At 72.7% G+C, this 16,416-nt stretch carries 14 protein-coding genes and 1 pseudogene; 8 read left to right on the top strand and 7 right to left on the bottom strand.

The features are described 5' to 3' along the window. Position 1: 1 nt before the first annotated feature. A complete protein-coding gene (locus MNY62_RS06835; RefSeq protein ID WP_242343365.1) occupies positions 2-718 on the top strand; it encodes a 3'-5' exonuclease in 717 nt (238 codons plus the stop codon). A gap of 37 nt (positions 719-755) precedes the next feature. Here MNY62_RS06835 and MNY62_RS06830 read toward each other — a convergent pair whose 3' ends face one another. Further along, positions 756-2,411 (bottom strand): PocR ligand-binding domain-containing protein, encoded by a 1,656-nt coding sequence (locus MNY62_RS06830; RefSeq protein WP_242343364.1) that lies wholly within the window; start codon positions 2,409-2,411, stop codon positions 756-758. Positions 2,412-2,673: 262 nt separating this feature from the next. Between MNY62_RS06830 and MNY62_RS06825 the strand changes: the two genes are divergently transcribed. Together MNY62_RS06825 and MNY62_RS06820 are read left to right on the top strand one after the other, a co-directional pair. Next, complete coding sequence (locus MNY62_RS06825) at positions 2,674-3,978, top strand: phospholipase D-like domain-containing protein (protein WP_242343363.1); 1,305 nt, start codon at positions 2,674-2,676, stop codon at positions 3,976-3,978. After that, positions 3,966-4,448, top strand: a complete 483-nt coding sequence (locus MNY62_RS06820; protein ID WP_242343362.1) for a VOC family protein — start codon at positions 3,966-3,968, stop codon at positions 4,446-4,448. The genes MNY62_RS06825 and MNY62_RS06820 overlap by 13 nt, the downstream gene beginning before the upstream one ends. Positions 4,449-4,518: 70 nt before the next feature. On the opposite strand, the gene MNY62_RS06815 is transcribed toward MNY62_RS06820, so the two are convergent. Then, positions 4,519-5,157 (bottom strand): DNA-3-methyladenine glycosylase I, encoded by a 639-nt coding sequence (locus tag MNY62_RS06815; RefSeq protein WP_242343361.1) that lies wholly within the window; start codon positions 5,155-5,157, stop codon positions 4,519-4,521. 294 nt (positions 5,158-5,451) lie between these two features. Here MNY62_RS06815 and MNY62_RS25695 point away from each other — a divergent pair. The 5 genes and pseudogenes from MNY62_RS25695 to MNY62_RS06790 form a co-directional block, all read left to right on the top strand. Beyond that, a pseudogene (locus MNY62_RS25695) lies at positions 5,452-5,922 on the top strand (AarF/UbiB family protein); the annotation flags it as partial. Positions 5,923-6,034: 112 nt separating this feature from the next. Next, a complete protein-coding gene (locus MNY62_RS06805) occupies positions 6,035-6,649 on the top strand; it encodes an AarF/UbiB family protein (RefSeq protein WP_279426336.1) in 615 nt (204 codons plus the stop codon). 143 nt (positions 6,650-6,792) lie between these two features. Continuing rightward, the gene (locus MNY62_RS06800) at positions 6,793-8,523 is read left to right on the top strand and encodes a transporter substrate-binding domain-containing protein (RefSeq protein WP_242343358.1); all 1,731 of its coding nucleotides are present in this window, start codon (positions 6,793-6,795) and stop codon (positions 8,521-8,523) included. Then, positions 8,520-9,932, top strand: a complete 1,413-nt coding sequence (locus MNY62_RS06795; protein WP_242343357.1) for a sigma-54-dependent transcriptional regulator — start codon at positions 8,520-8,522, stop codon at positions 9,930-9,932. Before MNY62_RS06800 ends, MNY62_RS06795 begins: the two co-directional genes overlap by 4 nt. Before the next feature lie 249 nt (positions 9,933-10,181). Next, a complete protein-coding gene (locus tag MNY62_RS06790; RefSeq protein WP_242343356.1) occupies positions 10,182-11,537 on the top strand; it encodes an anaerobic C4-dicarboxylate transporter in 1,356 nt (451 codons plus the stop codon). Between the two features lie 164 nt (positions 11,538-11,701). On the opposite strand, the gene MNY62_RS06785 is transcribed toward MNY62_RS06790, so the two are convergent. The 5 genes from MNY62_RS06785 to MNY62_RS06765 all read right to left on the bottom strand — a co-directional run. After that, positions 11,702-12,799 (bottom strand): ABC transporter permease, encoded by a 1,098-nt coding sequence (locus tag MNY62_RS06785; protein ID WP_242343355.1) that lies wholly within the window; start codon positions 12,797-12,799, stop codon positions 11,702-11,704. Then, positions 12,796-13,908, bottom strand: coding sequence for an ABC transporter permease (locus MNY62_RS06780; protein ID WP_242343354.1), 1,113 nt, complete (start codon positions 13,906-13,908; stop codon positions 12,796-12,798). Before MNY62_RS06780 ends, MNY62_RS06785 begins: the two co-directional genes overlap by 4 nt. Next, positions 13,905-14,858 carry an ABC transporter ATP-binding protein gene (locus MNY62_RS06775; protein ID WP_242343353.1) on the bottom strand — a complete coding sequence of 318 codons (954 nt, stop codon included), beginning with the start codon at positions 14,856-14,858 and terminating at the stop codon, positions 13,905-13,907. Before MNY62_RS06775 ends, MNY62_RS06780 begins: the two co-directional genes overlap by 4 nt. Next, positions 14,855-15,775, bottom strand: coding sequence for an ABC transporter ATP-binding protein (locus MNY62_RS06770; protein ID WP_242343352.1), 921 nt, complete (start codon positions 15,773-15,775; stop codon positions 14,855-14,857). Before MNY62_RS06770 ends, MNY62_RS06775 begins: the two co-directional genes overlap by 4 nt. Next, positions 15,772-16,416 (bottom strand): HlyD family secretion protein (locus tag MNY62_RS06765; RefSeq protein WP_242343351.1); only part of this gene is annotated, 645 nt, incomplete at its 5' end. The genes MNY62_RS06770 and MNY62_RS06765, both read right to left, overlap by 4 nt.

The raw sequence follows: 16,416 nt of genomic DNA, 5'->3' as shown, positions 1-16,416 counted from the left end.
AATGAGCGGAACCACCGGGATCGCGGCGCTCCTCCGGCTCGTCCGGCGCAAGGCCACGGGCGCGGCCGCGGAGGTTCGCTACGCCCGGCGCAAGACGATCGGCGCGGAGGAGTGGACGCAGCCGATCCGCACGATGACGTTCACGGTGCTCGACTGCGAGATGACCGGGCTCGACCCCGCCAGGGACGAGATCCTCTCGATCGGCGCGGTGCGGATCCGCAACGGCCGGATCGTGATGAGCGAGCGCTTCTACCAGGTGTTCAAGCCGACCGAGGCGGTCTCGCCGAAGGAGGTCATCCTCATCCATGGCCTGGGCCCGGACGAGGTCAGCCGCGGCATGCCGCTCCGCGACGCGCTCGATCGCCTCCTCGCGTTCATCGGCGACAGCGTCGTGATCGGCCACTTCACGGCCGTCGATCTCGGCTTCCTGAACGCGGCCCTCGCGTCGCGGAAGGAGCGGTCGATCAAGAACCCCGCGCTCGACACGCGCCTCCTGTACGGCTGGTGGCGCCGGCGGACGTCGCCTGCCGGCCAGGCCTCCGCCGACGCGAGCCTCGAGGACATCGTCCTGGAGATGGGGCTGCCGCGCTATCCGGCGCACCACGCGTTCTACGACGCGCTCACCACCGGCATGGTGTTCCTGAAGCTGCTCGGGGAGTTCGAGGCGTCGGGGGCCGTGCAGTTCCGGGCGCTGTACAAGGAGGCGGGGGTGTACTGACGAGTCGCGCGCCAGCCGTCGGCCTCGCGCGAGCGGATCACCCCAGGATGCGCTCGATCACGCCCGGGTCGGGCGGCTTCGCCACGTGCCCGTCGAACCCGGCGTCCGTGGCGCGCTTCAGATCGTCCGGCTGCGCGTACCCGCTGACGGCGACGAGCCGCACGCCGTTCGAGCCCCCCGCGCGGAGCGCGCGCGCGACGTCGTAGCCGCTCATTCCCGGGAGCCCGAGGTCGCACAGCACGACGTCCGGTGGGTTCGCCCGCGCCATCGCGAGGGCGGTCGGGCCGTCGTAGGCGACCTCCGTCTGGTGGCCGAACAGCTGAACCAGCTCCGCGAGCGAGTCCGCCGCGTCGACGTTGTCGTCGACGACGAGGACGAGGCGGCCCCGGGCCATCGGAGAGACGCCGGCAGCGGCGGACGCGGGCAGGACCTTCTCCGCAGCGAGCGGGAGGCGGACGATGATCTCGGTGCCCTGCCCCGGCCCAGCGCTCTCGGCACGGACCGTCCCGCCGTGCAGCTCCGTGACGCCCTTCACGAGCGCGAGGCCGAGCCCGAGCCCGCCGTCGGTCCGCGCGAGCGAGCGCTCCGCCTGGACGAACGGCTCGAAGATCCGACCGAGCATGTTCCGCGCGATACCCACGCCGGTGTCGCGGACGGTGAGCTCCGTCGCCTCCGCGCCGGCGCGAACCGAGACGGTGATGGTGCCGCCGCGCGGCGTGAACTTGGTCGCGTTCTGGAGGAGGTTCCCGAGCACCTGCGCGAGCCGCGTCGGATCCCCGTCCACGGGGACGGGGTCGGAGGGGAGGTCGAGCGCTAGCGCGAGGCCGCGCCCCGCGATGACCGAGCGGAGGTCCTCGCTCGCCCGGCGCGCGACCGCTGCGACGTCGACCCGCTCGCGGCGCAGCTCGATCTTGCCCTTCGCGATGCGGGTCACGTCGAGCAGGTCGTCCACGAGCTTCGTGAGGTGCTCGGTCTGCCGCTCGATGACGGCCCGCGCCCGGCGCGCCTGCTCTCCGGCGGGCTCGGCGTGCTCGAGGATGTAGATGGAGTTGCGGATGGGGGCGAGGGGGTTCCGCAGCTCGTGCGAGAGCACGCTCAGGAACTCGTCCTTGCGCCGGTCCGCGTCGCGGAGCGCCTCCTCCGCCTGCCGCTGGCGCAGCGCTCCCTCCGCGAGCTCGCCGATGAACCGCACGAGCGCCCGGTCGTAGGCGACGATGTTCTCGACCGAGCGGCGGTCGAAGACCGGCACGCGGTCGAGCGCGGCGAGGTACGCCGGCTCGTCGTACCCGAACTGCCGCGCCTGGCGGACGAAGAACTCGCGGTCCGCCGACTCGTCCTCGTAGAAGAACTGGCCCAGGAACAGCGTCGCAAGGTGCTCGCCGGCGACGACGATCGGCACCCCGATGTCGCGGAGCCCGTTCTTGCACAGGTACTCGCAGGAGGCGCCCGTCGTGAGGTGGCTCTTGATGTAGTCGTCGCTCTCCCGGCAACGCTCGAGCGAGCGCGGGTCGGCGCGGTGGAAGTGGACGCAGATGTCCTGCCACCCGCAGCCGACCAGGACCGAGCCGTCGAAGGCGTCGATGATGCCGATCGGCATCCCCGTCGCGTTGTAGTTCGCCTCCGCGAGCCGCTGGACGATCGACATGTCCAGGAGCGCCGGGAGCCGGACCGAGGGGATTGCGATGGGCGCCATCACGAGGACCAATCCAGGGAGGTGCGGCGATATTCCTACATTGCGACATGTATTCGCCGTCCGTGCAAGCGAGCGGGTCACGGGCAAGCGGGGAGATGTCCTCGAGCCGGGCGGATAGACGCGCAGCGTCAAGCGAGCTCTCACCCGCGCCGGCTGGAGGCGTCGCGCCGCTGGCGTCAGCCCCCCGTGCAGGCCTGAGCGGCATCTCCAGTCTCCAACCCGGGGCGCATCGGGAGCCGCGGGCGCGGCTTAGCTTGCAGCCATGAAGCGTGCGCTCGCGGCAGGACTCGCGGTCGGAACCGGGCTCGGCGTCCTGGCGCGGCGCTGGTGGGAGCGCCGGACCCGCTACGGCCCCTGGGGCTCGCTGGGGCGGGGCCTGCCCGGAGGGGTGGACGGCGTCGGCCTCGCCCTGGTGCAGACGACCGCGACGTCGCTCGTCGAGGGGAACCGCGTCGCCTGGAGGGACGACGCCGAGGTGTTCGACGCGCTGGAGGAGGCGATCCGCGCCGCGCGCCGCAGCGTCCACTTCGACGTGTACATCTGGAAGCCGGGAGGCGCCGGAGATCGCCTGGCGGACCTCGTCTGCCGCCGCGCGCGCGAGGGTGTGCGGATGCGCATCCTCGTCGACCCGATGGGCAGCACCGGCTTCGACGAGCAGCTCTGCCCGCGCCTGCGCGAGGCCGGCTGCGAGGTGCGCTACTTCCGGCCGCTCAAGAGGCGCCCCTTCACCTTCACGGGCCGGAACCACCGCAAGCTCGTGGTGATCGACGGACGGGTGGGCTTCACCGGGGGTTTCGGCATCGCGCCCGAGTGGAGCGGCGACGTGCCGGGGTCACCGACCTGGCGCGACTCGAACGTCGAGGTCGAGGGCCCGGTCGTGCGGCAGATGCAGGTGGCGTTCGCGAACCACTGGATCGAGACCGGAGGCTTCCTGCTGCCGCCCGTCGAGCTCGAGTGGCCGAGGCCCGCGGGCGAGGCCCGCGCCGCCTACGTGACGAGCACCGACGTCGTCGGCCTCTCCCACGCGCGCTGGGTGACGCACGTGGCGCTCGCGGCGGCGGAGCGGCGGGTGTGGATCGCGAACGCCTACTTCGTCCCGCCGCCGGAGGTGCTCGGCACGCTGTGCGCACGCCGCGCGAAGGGGGTCGACGTGCGGCTCCTCTTGCCCGGGCCGTACCAGGATCACGGCAGCGTGACGTTCATCCAGCGCCGGCACTACCCGCGGCTCGACGCGAGCGGGGTGAAGGTCTACGAGTACCAGCCCTCGATGATGCACGCGAAGACCATGCTCATCGACGACCGGCTGTCGCTCGTCGGCTCCATGAACCTCGACTTCATGTCGATGGAGTGGCTGGAGGAGGGCGCCCTGGTGGTGGACGACCGCACCTTCGCGCGCGCGTTCGAGAGGCGCTGGCACGAGGACATGGCGCGCTCGCGGCAGGTGACCGGGCTGGGTGGGGAGGACGCCAACGTCCGCTTGCGACCCGATGAGACCTCGATCCGCGCGGGCGCCTCGGCTACCTCGACGTCCACCTCGATCGAAGGAGGACCACCATGGCAGCAGTGAGACCGATCCCGGAAGGAATGCACACGTTGACGCCGAACCTCGTCCTGCGGGGCGCGGCGCAGGCGATCGAGTTCTACAAGCGCGCGCTCGGCGCACAGGAAGTGTCGCGCATGCCGGCGCCGGACGGGAAGAGCATCTGGCACGCCGCGCTGCGCGTCGGGGACTCGACGATCTTCCTGAACGACGAGATGCCGGGGATGGGGATGGGGGCGCCGAGCGCCAACGCGCCGGTGCCGGTGACGATGTGGCTCTACGTGCCCGACACCGACGCGGCGTTCAAGCGCGCGGTGGACGCCGGCGCGAAGCCGACGATGCCGCCCGCCGACATGTTCTGGGGCGACCGCTGCGCGGGCGTCGCCGATCCGTTCGGCTACGTCTGGTCGTTCGCGACGCGCCAGAAGGACCTGTCGCCCGAGGAGATGCGCCGCGCCGGGGAGGAGTTCGCGCGCTCGCAGGGCGCGAGCCGCTGAAGCTCGGTCGCCCGAGCGTCGACGCGGCTGCTGGAAGGAAGGGGCGGGCTCGCTCCCGCGCGCCTGGACGTCAGCGCGGCCGCGCGAACGCGCGGCGGGCCCGCTCCGACCGCGCCCGGAAGGCGCAGCCGTCGAGGTGGTCGTTCACGATCCCGACCGCCTGCATGAAGGCGTAGAGCGTGGTCGGACCGACGAAGGTCCAGCCGCGCTTGCGGAGGTCCTTCGACATCGCGACGGACTCGGGCGTCGTCGTCATGGTGCGGAGGTCCGCCCAGGTGAGCCGCCTCGGCCGCGAGGCGGGAGCGGGCTCGAAGCGCCAGAAGTACGCGGCGAGCGAGCCGACCTCCTCGCGGAGCTCGCAGGCGCGACGGGCGTTGTTCACGGTGGACTCGATCTTCCCCCGATGTCGCACGATGCCCGTGTCGGCGAGGAGCCGCGCCACGTCGCGCTCCCCGAACCGCGCCACCTTCTCGAGGTCGAAGCCCGCGAAGCCGCGCCGGAAGGCCTCGCGCTTGCGCAGGATGGTGAGCCAGGAGAGGCCCGACTGGAAGCCCTCGAGGCAGACCTTCTCGAAGAGCCGCACGTCGTCCGCGGTCGGCTGGCCCCACTCCTCGTCGTGGTAGGGCAGGTACTCCGGAGCGGAGGCGCCCCAGACGCAGCGCAGCTTTCGGTCGGGGCCGGGCTTCAGGCCAGGGGGAGGGATAGGCATCGCCCGAGGCTCTTAGCGAAAAGCGCGTGCAGCGGCGAGTCGCGCTGAAGGGGGCCGGCCCGCGGTCTCGCGTGTGGCTAGATATCGAGCGTGGGCGAACCTCCCAGCGGGCGAGGCCTCCGCGGCCGATTCAGCCGCGCGGCGCGGCTCGGCCTCGTGTCGGCGCGGACCTCCGCCGGCTGGGTCGCCGGCGCGGCGATCCAGGGCCTCGGGCGATCGGGGGCCGCCGAGAAGCTACGCCGCGCCGCGGCCGCACGGGCCGCCGAGGGCCTCGGGCAGCTCAAGGGCCTCGCCATGAAGCTCGGCCAGGTCCTGTCCTTCGCGATCGACGAGGTCCCCTCGGAGCTGCGCGAGGCGCTCGAGGCGCTCCAGACGTCGTCCCCGCCGCGGCCCTTCTCGGAGATGGCGCCGGTGATCGAGCGCGCGCTGCGCCGGCCTCTGCGCGACGCGTTCGACCGGATCGACCCCGTGCCGATCGCCGCGGCCTCGATCGGGCAGGTCCATCGCGGCGTGCTCGACGACGGGACGGCGGTGGCCGTGAAGGTGCAGTACCCGGACGTCGCGGCGGCGGTCCGCGCCGACCTCGCGAACCTCTCGCTGATCGTCCGATCGGTGCGCCTGCTCGCCCCGCGCATCGAAGCCGAGCGGGTCGCGCTGGAGGTCCGGGAGCGGGTCCTCGAGGAGCTGGATTACGTCGCGGAGGCTCGCCACCAGGCGTCCTTCGCCGCGCGCTTCGAAGGCCACCCGTTCATCTCGGTCCCGCGCGTGATCGCGTCGCACTCGGCCGCGGAGGTGCTCACGTCGGAGTACGTCGAGGGGCTCCAGTTTCCAGGACGCGCTCCGCCGTGGCGAGGACGCGCGCTCGCGGGACGGCGAGATCCTCTTCCGGTTCGCCTACGGATGCATCTTTGGCTGGGGCACCTTCGACGCGGATCCGCACCCGGGCAACTACCTGTTCGATCGCCGCGGCGCGCGCGTGACGTTTCTCGACTTCGGGTGCGTGAAGCACCTCCCCGCGCCCGTGCTCCGGCCGTGGAGGAGCTTCGTGGGCGCGCGGCTTCGCGGCGACCGCGCCGCGTCGCGAGCGCAGGCGCTGAGCCTCGGGTTCGTCGACGCTGGCCCGGAGGCGAGCGTGGACCGCGTGGTCGATGCGCTGACGCGCCTCTACCTCCCGTTCCGGCAGGACGCCCCGCAGCGGTTCCCCAGCCTCTGGAGCGGCGTGTCGGTGACGGACGTGCTCGGCAGGGAGCTCGCCGAGGTTCGCAGGCACCTGCGCATCCCGAAGGACCTCGTCTTCGTGAACCGCACGCTGGCCGGCATGTACATGGTCCTGTCGCGGCTCGGCGCGACGGCGAGGTGGGGGCGGATCGCCCGCGAGTACGTGTGCGGAGATCCTCCGTCGACCCCGCTGGGAGTCGCGGAGCGGGCGTGGATGGAGCGGCGCGGCGGGAAGCACGTGACCGACCGTCGGGCGCCTCGTGGCGGCAGGTGAGCACCTCCTGCGGCATGCGGCGACTGCCCCGCAACCGGTCGGTGCGCCGAGCCTCGACGGCTGCCGGGCCGCTGAGGTGAGAACCGAGCGACGATCCGAGCCACGGAGACCCCTCCGACCGCTCGCCGGGTGATAATTCGACGGTGCTGCCCAGCTGCATACCCCGGCCCGTCACGGTGGCGCTCATCGCGCTCGCGCTCGCGGGCGCCGCGCGCGCCGATCCCTCGCCGCCGCCAACCGTCGTCTTCGGCGGCGACCGCGATTACCCGCCCTATGAGTTCCTCGACGCCGACGGAAAGCCTGCCGGGTACAACGTCGATCTGACCCGCGCCATCGCGGAGGTGATGGGCCTGCGTATCGAGATCCGCCTCGGCGGCTGGTCGGAGATGCGCCGTGCGCTCGACGAGGGGCGCGTCGACGCGCTCCAGGGCATGTCGTGGTCGGAGGATCGGGCGCGGGAGCTCGCGTTCTCGCCGCCGCACACGGTGGTGAACCACGCCATCTTCGCGCGAAAGGGCACGCCGCCAGTCGCCTCGCTCGAGGAGCTGCGGGGCCACGCGGTGGCGGTTCATCGCGCGGGCATCATGGACGAGCACCTGACCGCCCTCGGGCTCGGCGACACGCTCATCCGGACGGACACGCCGGCGGATGTGCTCCGGCTGCTCGCGTCTGGAAAGGGGGAGTACGCGGTCGTGGCAGCGCTGCCGGGGACGTACATCACGCGCCAGCTCAAGCTCACGAACGTCGTGCAGGTGGCGCCGAACGTCGCCTCGCATCGCTACGGGTACGCGGTGCGGAAGGGCGACGCCGTGCTGCTGTCGCGCATCGAGGAGGGGCTCGCCATCCTAAAGCAGACCGGCCGGTACGACGAGATCCGCGAGCGGTGGCTGGGCGTGCTCGAGCCGTCCGTCACCTGGTCGACCTTCCTCAGGTACGGGGCGATCGTGTTCATCCCGCTCGTCCTGGTGCTCGGCGGCATGGTGCTGTGGTCGCACTCGCTCCGGCGCCAGGTGGCGGCCAGGACGGCGTCGCTCGCGCGAGAGGTGGCCGAGCGCCAGCGCGCGATGGAGCTGCTGCGAGAGAACCAGGCCCAGCTCGTCCAGGCGGACAAGATGGCCGCGCTCGGCGTGCTCGTGTCGGGCGTCGCGCACGAGGTGAACAACCCGAACGGCTACATCCTCCTCAACATGCCGGTGCTGAAGGACGTGTACCTCGACGCGCTCGAGCTGTTCGAGGCGAGGTTCCGAGAGGAGGGCGAGTTCATGCTGGGCGGGCTCCGCTACTCGCAGATGCGCGAGGAGCTGCCGGGCATGCTCGACGAGATGCTCGAGGGCGCGCGGCGCATCAAGCGCATCGTCGAGGACCTGAAGGACTTCGCGCGCCGCGAGGATTCGCCCCGCCATGAGCCGGTGGACCCGAACGCGATCGTGCGGACCGCGGCTCGGCTCCTCGACGCGCGGATCCGGAAGGCGACGCGGCGGTTCGAGCTCGCGCTCGCCGAGCACCTGCCGCGGGTCCGCGGCAATGCCCAGCGGCTCGAGCAGGTGGTGGTGAACCTGCTCCTGAACGCCTGCGACGCGCTGCCCGATCCGGGCCGCGCCATCCGCGTCGTGACGGAGCACGACCACGACGCCGCCGTCGTGCGGATCGCGGTCCACGACGAGGGCGTCGGGATCCCGCCAGAGAATCTCGGCCGCATCACGGATCCCTTCTTCACGACCAAGCGCGACCAGGGCGGGACCGGGCTCGGGCTCTCGGTGTCTGCCGCGATCGTGGAGGAGCACGGGGGCACGCTCGAGTTCCGCTCCCCGCCCGGCGTCGGGACGACCGTGGTGCTCACCTTGCCCGTCATCCCCGAGGAGCGCGCCGCGTGACCACCGCGTCCTACCCGTCCTTCCCCATCCTCGCCGTGGACGACGAGCCGGCCTGGCTCCGCTCCCTGCGGGTCGCGCTCGGCCGCGCCGGCGTGGACAACCTGGTCACCTGTCAGGACGCCCGGGAGGTGCCGGCGCTGCTCGCGGGGCGGCCGTTCGGCCTGGTCCTGCTCGACCTCAACATGCCGCACGTGTCCGGCGAGGAGCTCCTCGCCCGCATCACGGTCGATCACCCCGAGGTCACGGTGATCGTGATCAGCGGGATGAACCAGATCGAGACGGCGGTTCGGTGCGTGAAGCTCGGCGCCCTGGAGTACTTCGTCAAGACGCAGGAGGAGGACCGGCTCGTGACCGGCGTCCTCCGCGCGGTGCGCATGCTGGAGCTCGAGCGGGAGAACCGGGAGATGGCGAGCCGGGTGCTCTCCGGCGCGCCCCGGCATCCCGAGTCGTTCGAGGCGATCGTCACCCGCGACCGCGCCATGCTGGCGGTCTTCTCGTACGTGGAGGCGGTCGCGCGCAGCTCGCAGCCGCTGCTGGTCCAGGGAGAGAGCGGTGTCGGCAAGGAGCTCGTCGCGCGGGCGGCGCACGCGCTCTCGGGTCGCGCGGGACCGATGGTGGCCGTCAACGCCGCCGGCCTCGACGATGCCGTCTTCGCGGATACGCTCTTCGGCCACGCGCGCGGCGCCTTCACCGGTGCGGAGCAGGCCCGGCCCGGGATGATCGAGGCCGCCGCGGACGGGACGCTCTTCCTCGACGAGATCGGCGACCTCGCGATCCCGTCCCAGGTGAAGCTGCTCCGCCTCGTCCAGGAGGGCGAGTACTTCCCGCTGGGCAGCGATCGGCCCAAGCGTCTGCGCGCCCGCGTGATCGTCGCGACGCACCACGACCTCGCCGCAAAGCAGGCGGCGGGCACGTTTCGGCGCGACCTGTACTACCGGCTCGCGACGCACCAGGTGCGGATCCCGCCCCTGCGCGAGCGGAAGGGCGACATCCCCGTCCTCCTCGAGCACTTCCTCGCCGTGGCGGCGCGCGAGCTCGGGAAGAAGAAGCCCACCGCCCCGCGCGAGCTCGCCGTGCTGCTGTCGACCTACTCCTTCCCGGGCAACGTCCGCGAGCTGAAGGCGATGGTCCACGACGCGGTCAGCGTGCACCGCGAGCGGATCCTCTCCATGGAGACCTTCGTCCGCGCGATCGAGCGCGGCGGCGGCGCGGCGGCGGTGCGGGCGGCGGAAGCGGGCGAGAACCCGTTCGCTCGACTCGAGCAGCTCCCCACCATCAAGGACACCGTCGAGCTGCTCGTGGAGGAGGCCATCTCCCGCGGCGGCGGTAACCAGACCATCGCCGCGCGCCTGCTCGGGATCACCCAGTCGGCGCTCTCGAAGCGGCTCAAGGCCTCCCGCGAGAGCTAGCACCGCCCGCAAAAGGGCATGAGCGCGCTCATGGTCATGAGCCGGCTCATGACGCGCGGAACCCCGCGATGCGACTGCGTGGGCCAGGGCAGCCGGGTGAAACCGCATGAGCGCGCTCATACCCATTGTCGGGGCGAGCCCGCCGCAAACCCCCGTCGCTGCGTGACTTTTCGCGTCGGGTCGCGCGGCATCGCGCGTGCTCTCCCGCGACATCGGGGCCGGCGGGAGAGCCGGTCCGAGGGAGACCCCATGACGATCTTCTGGATCCAGTTCGCGCTCGTGCTCGGCGCCATCCTCCTCGGCATCCGCAAGGGCGGCGTCGCGCTCGGCATGATCGGCGGCCTCGGCGTCGCGATGCTCGTCTTCCTTTTCCGGGCGGCGCCGTCCGAGCCGCCGGTGGCCGTGATGCTCATCATCCTGGCCGTCGTGACCGCCTCGGCGACGCTGCAGGTCGCGGGCGGGCTGGACTACCTCGTGCAGATCGCCGAGCGGCTCCTGCGCGCGCACCCGAAGTACGTGACCCTGCTCGCGCCGCTCTGCACGTTCGTGCTCACGATGTGCGTCGGGACGGGCCACGCGGTGTACGCGCTCCTGCCGGTCATCTCCGACGTGGCGGTCCGGACGAAGACCCGGCCCGAGCGCCCGATGGCGATCGCGAGCGTCGCGTCGCAGATGGGCATCACGGCGAGCCCCGTCGCCGCGGCGGTGACGACGTTCCTCGGCTACTCCGCGAAGATGGGCACGCCGGTGACCATCTTCGACATCCTCAAGATCACGATCCCCGCCGGCATCGTCGGCGTGATCGCGGCCTCGCTCTGGAGCCTGAACCGCGGCAAGGACCTCTACGAGGACCCGCAGTTCCTGGCGAAGCTGGCGGACCCGCAGTTCAAGCAGTCGCTCGACGTGTCCGTGACGACGCTGGGAAAGGAGCTTCCCAAGACGGCGAAGCTCTCCGTGGCGCTCTTCTTTGGCGGCGTGCTCTTCATCGTGCTGCTCGCGCTGCGCGACACGGCCGCGAACGCTGGCCTCGCCATGCCTCAGATCGTGCCGCTCGTGGACGGCAAGCCCGTCCCGATGACCACCATCGTGCAGTTCGTGATGCTCGCGTTCGGCGCGTTCATCCTCTTCGCGACGAAGGTGAAGGCGTCGGACATCGCGAAGTCGACGGTCTTCAGCGCCGGCATGGTTGCGGTCGTTTCCATCTTCGGCATCGCCTGGATGAGCGACACCTTCGTCTCCGCCAACAAGTCGATGCTCGTCTCCAAGATCGGCGAGATGGTCCGGTTCGCGCCGTGGACCTTCGCTCTCGCGATGTTCTGCGTGTCCGCCTTCGTGAAGAGCCAGGCCGCCACCCTCACGGTGATGATCCCGTTCGGCATCGCGCTGAAGCTCCCCGCGACGCTGATGCTCGGCCTCCTCCCCGCAAGCTACGCGTACTTCTTCTTCGCCTTCTACCCGAGTGACATCGCGGCGATGAACATGGATCGGACCGGGACCACGCGGATCGGCAGGTACCTCCTGAACCACAGCTTCATGATGCCGGGCCTCATCGGCGTGTCGGTGTCGACGGTCGTCGCCTACGGTCTGTCGAAGATCGCGTTCTAGCGCGGGCACGGCCTTGGTGTTCATCGCGCTCATGGCCGTCGTGGTCGCGGCAATCACGCTGCCTCTGAGAAGACGCTGCGCTCTTCCGTCTCCGCCAACGAGTCGCTGCTCGTCTCGAAGACCGGCGAGAGGGTCCGCTTCGTTCGCGTTCTAGGGGCCGGCCATCACCCGACGCGCTTGCGGAAGAGCGCCACGGCGAGCGCGAACACGGAGCCGCCCAGCGCGGCGAGCTTCGCGACCGGCGCCGCGACGACGGCGACGCCGGCGCCGCGAAGCATCACCGCGCGCAGGACGAGCAGGTGGTGACGGAGCGGATCGAGCTCGGTCAGCGGGGCGACCGGCCGTGGCATCGACTCCACCGGGAACACGAACCCGGAGAAGTAGATCATCGGGAACATCACGAGGAAGACGGACGTCATCATCGCCTGCTGCTGCGTGCGCGAGACCGTCGAGACGAGCAGCCCGAGCCCCAGCGCGCAGAGCGCGAACGGAAAGCTGGCCGCGAGGAGCAGGACCGCGCTCCCGCGCAGCGGAACGCCGAACCACAGGCGCGACACGAGGAGGACCAGGATCGAGTCGACGAGACCGATGACCGCGAAGGGGAGGAGCTTCCCCATGAGGAGCGTCGAGCGCGACACGGGAGAGACGGCGAGCAGCTCGAAGGTTCCCATCTCCTTCTCGCGCACGACCGCCATCGAGGTCGCGATGGTCATCACGACGAGCAGGACGAGGGCGAGGACGCCGGGGACGAGGAACCAGCGCGAGCGAAACTCGGGGTTGTAGAGGACGCGGCGGCGGACGTCGACGGCGCCCGGAGCGCCCCCGAGGCTGGCGACGAGGCCGCTCGCGTCCGCGAGGGAGATCTGGGCGGCCACCGAGTCGGCCCCGTCCGCGGCGAGCTGCAGCGCGACGCGCTCCCCGCGCCCGAGCGCCCGCCCGAAGCCGGCCGGCACCGTGAGCGCCAGGTCCGCCTCCCCGCGCGCGAGCGCCGCCTCCGCCGCAGAGGCGTCGGGGGCGGCGCCGACGAGCTCGAAGGAGGGCGACGCCGCGAAGTGGGCGACGAGCGCGCGGCTCGCCGGCGTGTGGTCCTCGTCGACGAGGACCATCCGCGCGCTCGCCACGTCCAGGTTGGCGGCGTAGCCGAAGATGAGGAGCTGCACGAGGGGCGCGACGATCAGCACGACGAGCATCCGGGGGTCGTGCCGGATGTGGCGGAGCTCCTTCAGGACGAGCCCGCGCAGCGCCACGCCGCCGGCGGTCACAGGGTCCTCCTGCGCAGGCGCGCCGCCGCGAGGCCGAGCGTCACCGCCGCGAACGCGGCCAGCGCCGCCGCCTCCGGCCACAGCTCGCGCGCGCCGCTGCCCCGGAGCACGACGCCACGGAGCGCGGACACGAAGTAGCGGGCCGGAACGACGACCGAGACCGCCTGCACCGGCCAGGGCATGGTGCGCACCGGGAAGATGAACCCGGACAGCACGAGCGACGGGAGCATGGTCGCGTAGACCGACACCTGGAACGCGACCTGCTGGCTGCGGACCACCGACGAGATGAGGAGCCCGAGCCCCTGCGCGCCGAGGACGTACAGCGCCATGAACGCGACCACGAGGGGCACGCTCCCGCGCGGCTCGAGGCCGAAGGCGAGGTGGGCCGTCCCGAGCACGAGCGAGCCCGACGCGAGGGAGATGCCCGCGTAGGGCAGCGTCTTCCCCGCGACGACCTCGAGCGGCCGGAGCGGCGAGACCAGGAGCTGCTCCATCGTGCCGGTCTCGCGCTCCCGCGCGATGGAGAGCGCGGTCGCCACCGTGGCGGCGAGCATCAGGATCTCGGCGATGAGCCCCGGGATGAGGAAGCGCTCCGAGGCGAGCTCGGGGTTGAAGAGGACGCGCAGCCGGAGCGAGAGCGGGAGCGGCGCCGCGCCCTCCGGCGTGCCGGCCGACAGGCGCGCGCCGGTCGCGGACAGGATCGCCTCCGCGTAGGCCTGTGCCGTCTGCGCCTGGGTCGCGTTCGAGCCGTCGACGAGGGCCTGGACCGTGGGGGTCCGGCCGGCGGCGAGCTCTCGCCCGAACCCGCGCGGGAGCACGAGCACCAGGGTGGCCCGCCCCGCGTCGAGCGCGGGCACCACGTCGGCCTCGGAGTCGAGCGCGAGCACGAGCTCGAACAGCTCGCCGGAGGTGAGCGCCGCGATGACCTCGCGGGAGGCGCGGGTCCGGTCCCGGTCCAGCACGGCGAGCGGCACGTGGCGGACGTCGAGCGTGAGGACGAACCCGAAGAGGAGGACGAGCAGCGCCGGCAGCGCGACGAGGACGAACACCGTCCGCGGATCGCGCGAGAGCTGGCGCAGCTCCTTGCGGGCGAGGGCCGCGGCGCTCACGGCCGCGCCTCCCGCCGCACGATCTCGAGGAACACGTCCTCGAGCGACGGCTCGACCTGCTCCGCCGCCGAGGCCGCGACGCCGTCGCGCGCGAGCGCGGCGGCGACCGCGGCCCGCGCCGCCTCGGCCCCCACCCCCGCCGCCGCGAGCGCGTGGACGCCGGCGCCGAACGCGGTCGCCTCCGCCACCTCCGGCACCCGCGCCAGCGCGACGAGCGCAGCGCCGGGCGCGTCGGTGCGGACGTCGAGGAGGACGCGCCCCTCGAGGCGCGTCTTGAGCGCGGTGGGCGTCCCCTCCGCCACCAGCCGCCCGCCGGCGACCAGGCCGATGCGGTGGCAGTACTCAGCCTCGTCGAGGAAGTGCGTGGTGAGGAAGACCGTCACGCCCGCGGCGGCGAGCGCGTCGACGAGGGCGAAGAAGGCGCGGCGCATGAGGGGGTCGACCCCGCTCGTGGGCTCGTCGAGGAAGACCACCTCCGGCTCGTGCAGGAGCGCGCACACGAGCGCGAGCCGCTGGCGGAAGCCGCCAGCGAGGTCGTCGACGCGCGCCGAGAGCCGGTCCCCCAGCCGCGACGTCGCCACCGCCCAGTCGCGGCGCGCCCGGAAGCGTGGGCCCGCGAGGCCGTGCAGCGCCCCGTGCAGCTCGAGGTTCTCCTCCACCCCGAGATCGCCGTACAGGCTGAACCGCTGGCTCATGTACCCGATGCGCCGCTTCACCTCGTCGGGCGCGCGGGCGACGTCCACCCCCGCCACGCGTGCCGAGCCCGCGCTGGGCGCGAGCAGCCCGCACAGCATGCGGATGGTGGTCGACTTGCCGGCGCCGTTCGGGCCCAGAAAGCCATAGATCTCGCCGCGCGCCACCGAGAGCGAGACGCGGTCCACGGCGACCAGGGCGCCGAAGCGGCGGGTGAGGCCGCTCGCGACCACCGCCGCGCTGCCCCCCGCGCTCACGCGCTCGCCTCCTCGCCGATGCGGCGGATGAAGACGTCCTCGAGCGTCGGGGCGACGTCGCGCACTGCCGAGACGGCGACGCCCGGCAGGCGCGCCAGCAGATCCTCGAGCCCGTCGGCCGGGTCGCGGGTGACGACGTGGAGGCGGTCCCCGAAGAGCTGCACCTCGGCGACGCGCGGCTCGCGGCCGAGGAGGTCGCGCGCGACGCGCGCCGGCGCACAGACCACCTCGCGCAGCCGATGCCGGAACGTCCCCCGCAGCGCCGCCGGCGAGTCGCAGGCGAGGACGCGTCCCGCGCGCATGAGCGCCACGCGCCCGCAACGCTCCGCCTCGTCGAGGTACGGCGTTGTGAGCAGCACGGAGAGCCCCTGCGCGAGCAGGCCGGAGAGGAGGAGCCAGAACTCGCGGCGCGTGACCGGATCGACGCCGGTGGTCGGCTCGTCGAGGAGCAGGACCCGGGGCGCGTGCACGAGCGTGCACGCGAGCGCGAGCTTCTTCTGCATCCCGCCCGAGAGCCGGTCCGCGCGCAGCCGCCGGAACGGCCCGAGCCGCGTGAGCTCGAGGAGCCGCTCGCGGGCAGGCCGGAAGTCGCGCACGCGGAAGAGCCGGGCGAAGAAGGCGAGGTTCTCGTCGACGGTGAGATCGCCGTAGAGGGTGAAGCGCTGCGACAGATACCCGACCGCCGTCCGGTGGGCCGCTCCGGCCGCGCGCGGGTCCTCGCCGAGGAGCGCGGCGCGGCCGGAGTCGAGCGGGACGAGCCCGAGCAGCGCGCGCAAGGCGGTGGTCTTCCCGGCGCCGTCCGGGCCGAGGAGGCCGAGCATCTCGCCCGGGCGGAGCGCGAAGGAGATCCCATCGAGCGCCTGGAGCGACCCGAACGCGAGCCGCGCGTCCTCGAGCGCGAGGACCTCGCCCGTCATGGCGCCCTCGCCGCGGACGGCCCTTCGGCGGGGCGCGCCGCCGCGGCCGGCGCGAAGAAGACCTGCGCCGGCATGCCGGGGCGGAGCAGGCCGTCGGGGTCCCCGACCTCGACGCGGACGCGGAACACGAGGCGCGCCCGCTGGTCGTCGACCTGAACGTTCTTGGGCGTGAACTCCGCCTCCGAGGCGACGTGGCGCACGGCGCCCGCGAACACGCGCCCCGGCCAGGCGTCCACCCGCACCTCGACGCGCGTCGCGCCGATCACCTCGCCCACGCGTGGCTCGGGCACGTAGACGTCCACCCAGGGCCGGGAGAGATCGCCGAGGACCAGGAGCGGCGCCGCCGCGCGCGCCACCTCGCCCGGCTCGGCCAGGCGGTGGAGCACGCTCCCGGACACGGGCGCGGCGAGGACGCGATCGCGGAGGAGGTCCTCGAGGCGCGCGACCGCCGCCTCCGCCTCCGCGTGCTGCGCGGCGGCGGCTGCGAGCTCGTGGCCGCGCGCGCCGCCCACCAGCTTCTCGAGCTCGGCCACCCGCGCGGTGACCTCCGCGCCGGCCAGCTCCGCGGCGGTGCGCGCGTCCTCGAGCGTCCGGATCGGCGCCGCCTCGCCGCCCGCGAGCGACTCGGCCCGCGAGAGCTC

The sequence above is a fragment of the Anaeromyxobacter terrae genome (assembly GCF_022690685.1).
In the GTDB taxonomy this organism is placed as follows: domain Bacteria; phylum Myxococcota; class Myxococcia; order Myxococcales; family Anaeromyxobacteraceae; genus Anaeromyxobacter; species Anaeromyxobacter terrae.
Note: the sequence above shows the minus strand (reverse complement) of the source record. Positions and strands in the feature narration are given on the sequence as shown.

What these genes read in the sequence shown, in the direction of transcription:
- MNY62_RS06835 (WP_242343365.1), top strand. Translation starts at nt 2, where the DNA reads ATGAGCGGAACCACCGGGATCGCGGCGCTCCTCCGGCTCGTCCGGCGC.
- MNY62_RS06830 (WP_242343364.1), bottom strand. Translation starts at nt 2,411, where the DNA reads ATGGCGCCCATCGCAATCCCCTCGGTCCGGCTCCCGGCGCTCCTGGAC.
- MNY62_RS06825 (WP_242343363.1), top strand. Translation starts at nt 2,674, where the DNA reads ATGAAGCGTGCGCTCGCGGCAGGACTCGCGGTCGGAACCGGGCTCGGC.
- MNY62_RS06820 (WP_242343362.1), top strand. Translation starts at nt 3,966, where the DNA reads ATGGCAGCAGTGAGACCGATCCCGGAAGGAATGCACACGTTGACGCCG.
- MNY62_RS06815 (WP_242343361.1), bottom strand. Translation starts at nt 5,157, where the DNA reads ATGCCTATCCCTCCCCCTGGCCTGAAGCCCGGCCCCGACCGAAAGCTG.
- MNY62_RS06790 (WP_242343356.1), top strand. Translation starts at nt 10,182, where the DNA reads ATGACGATCTTCTGGATCCAGTTCGCGCTCGTGCTCGGCGCCATCCTC.
- MNY62_RS06770 (WP_242343352.1), bottom strand. Translation starts at nt 15,775, where the DNA reads ATGACGGGCGAGGTCCTCGCGCTCGAGGACGCGCGGCTCGCGTTCGGG.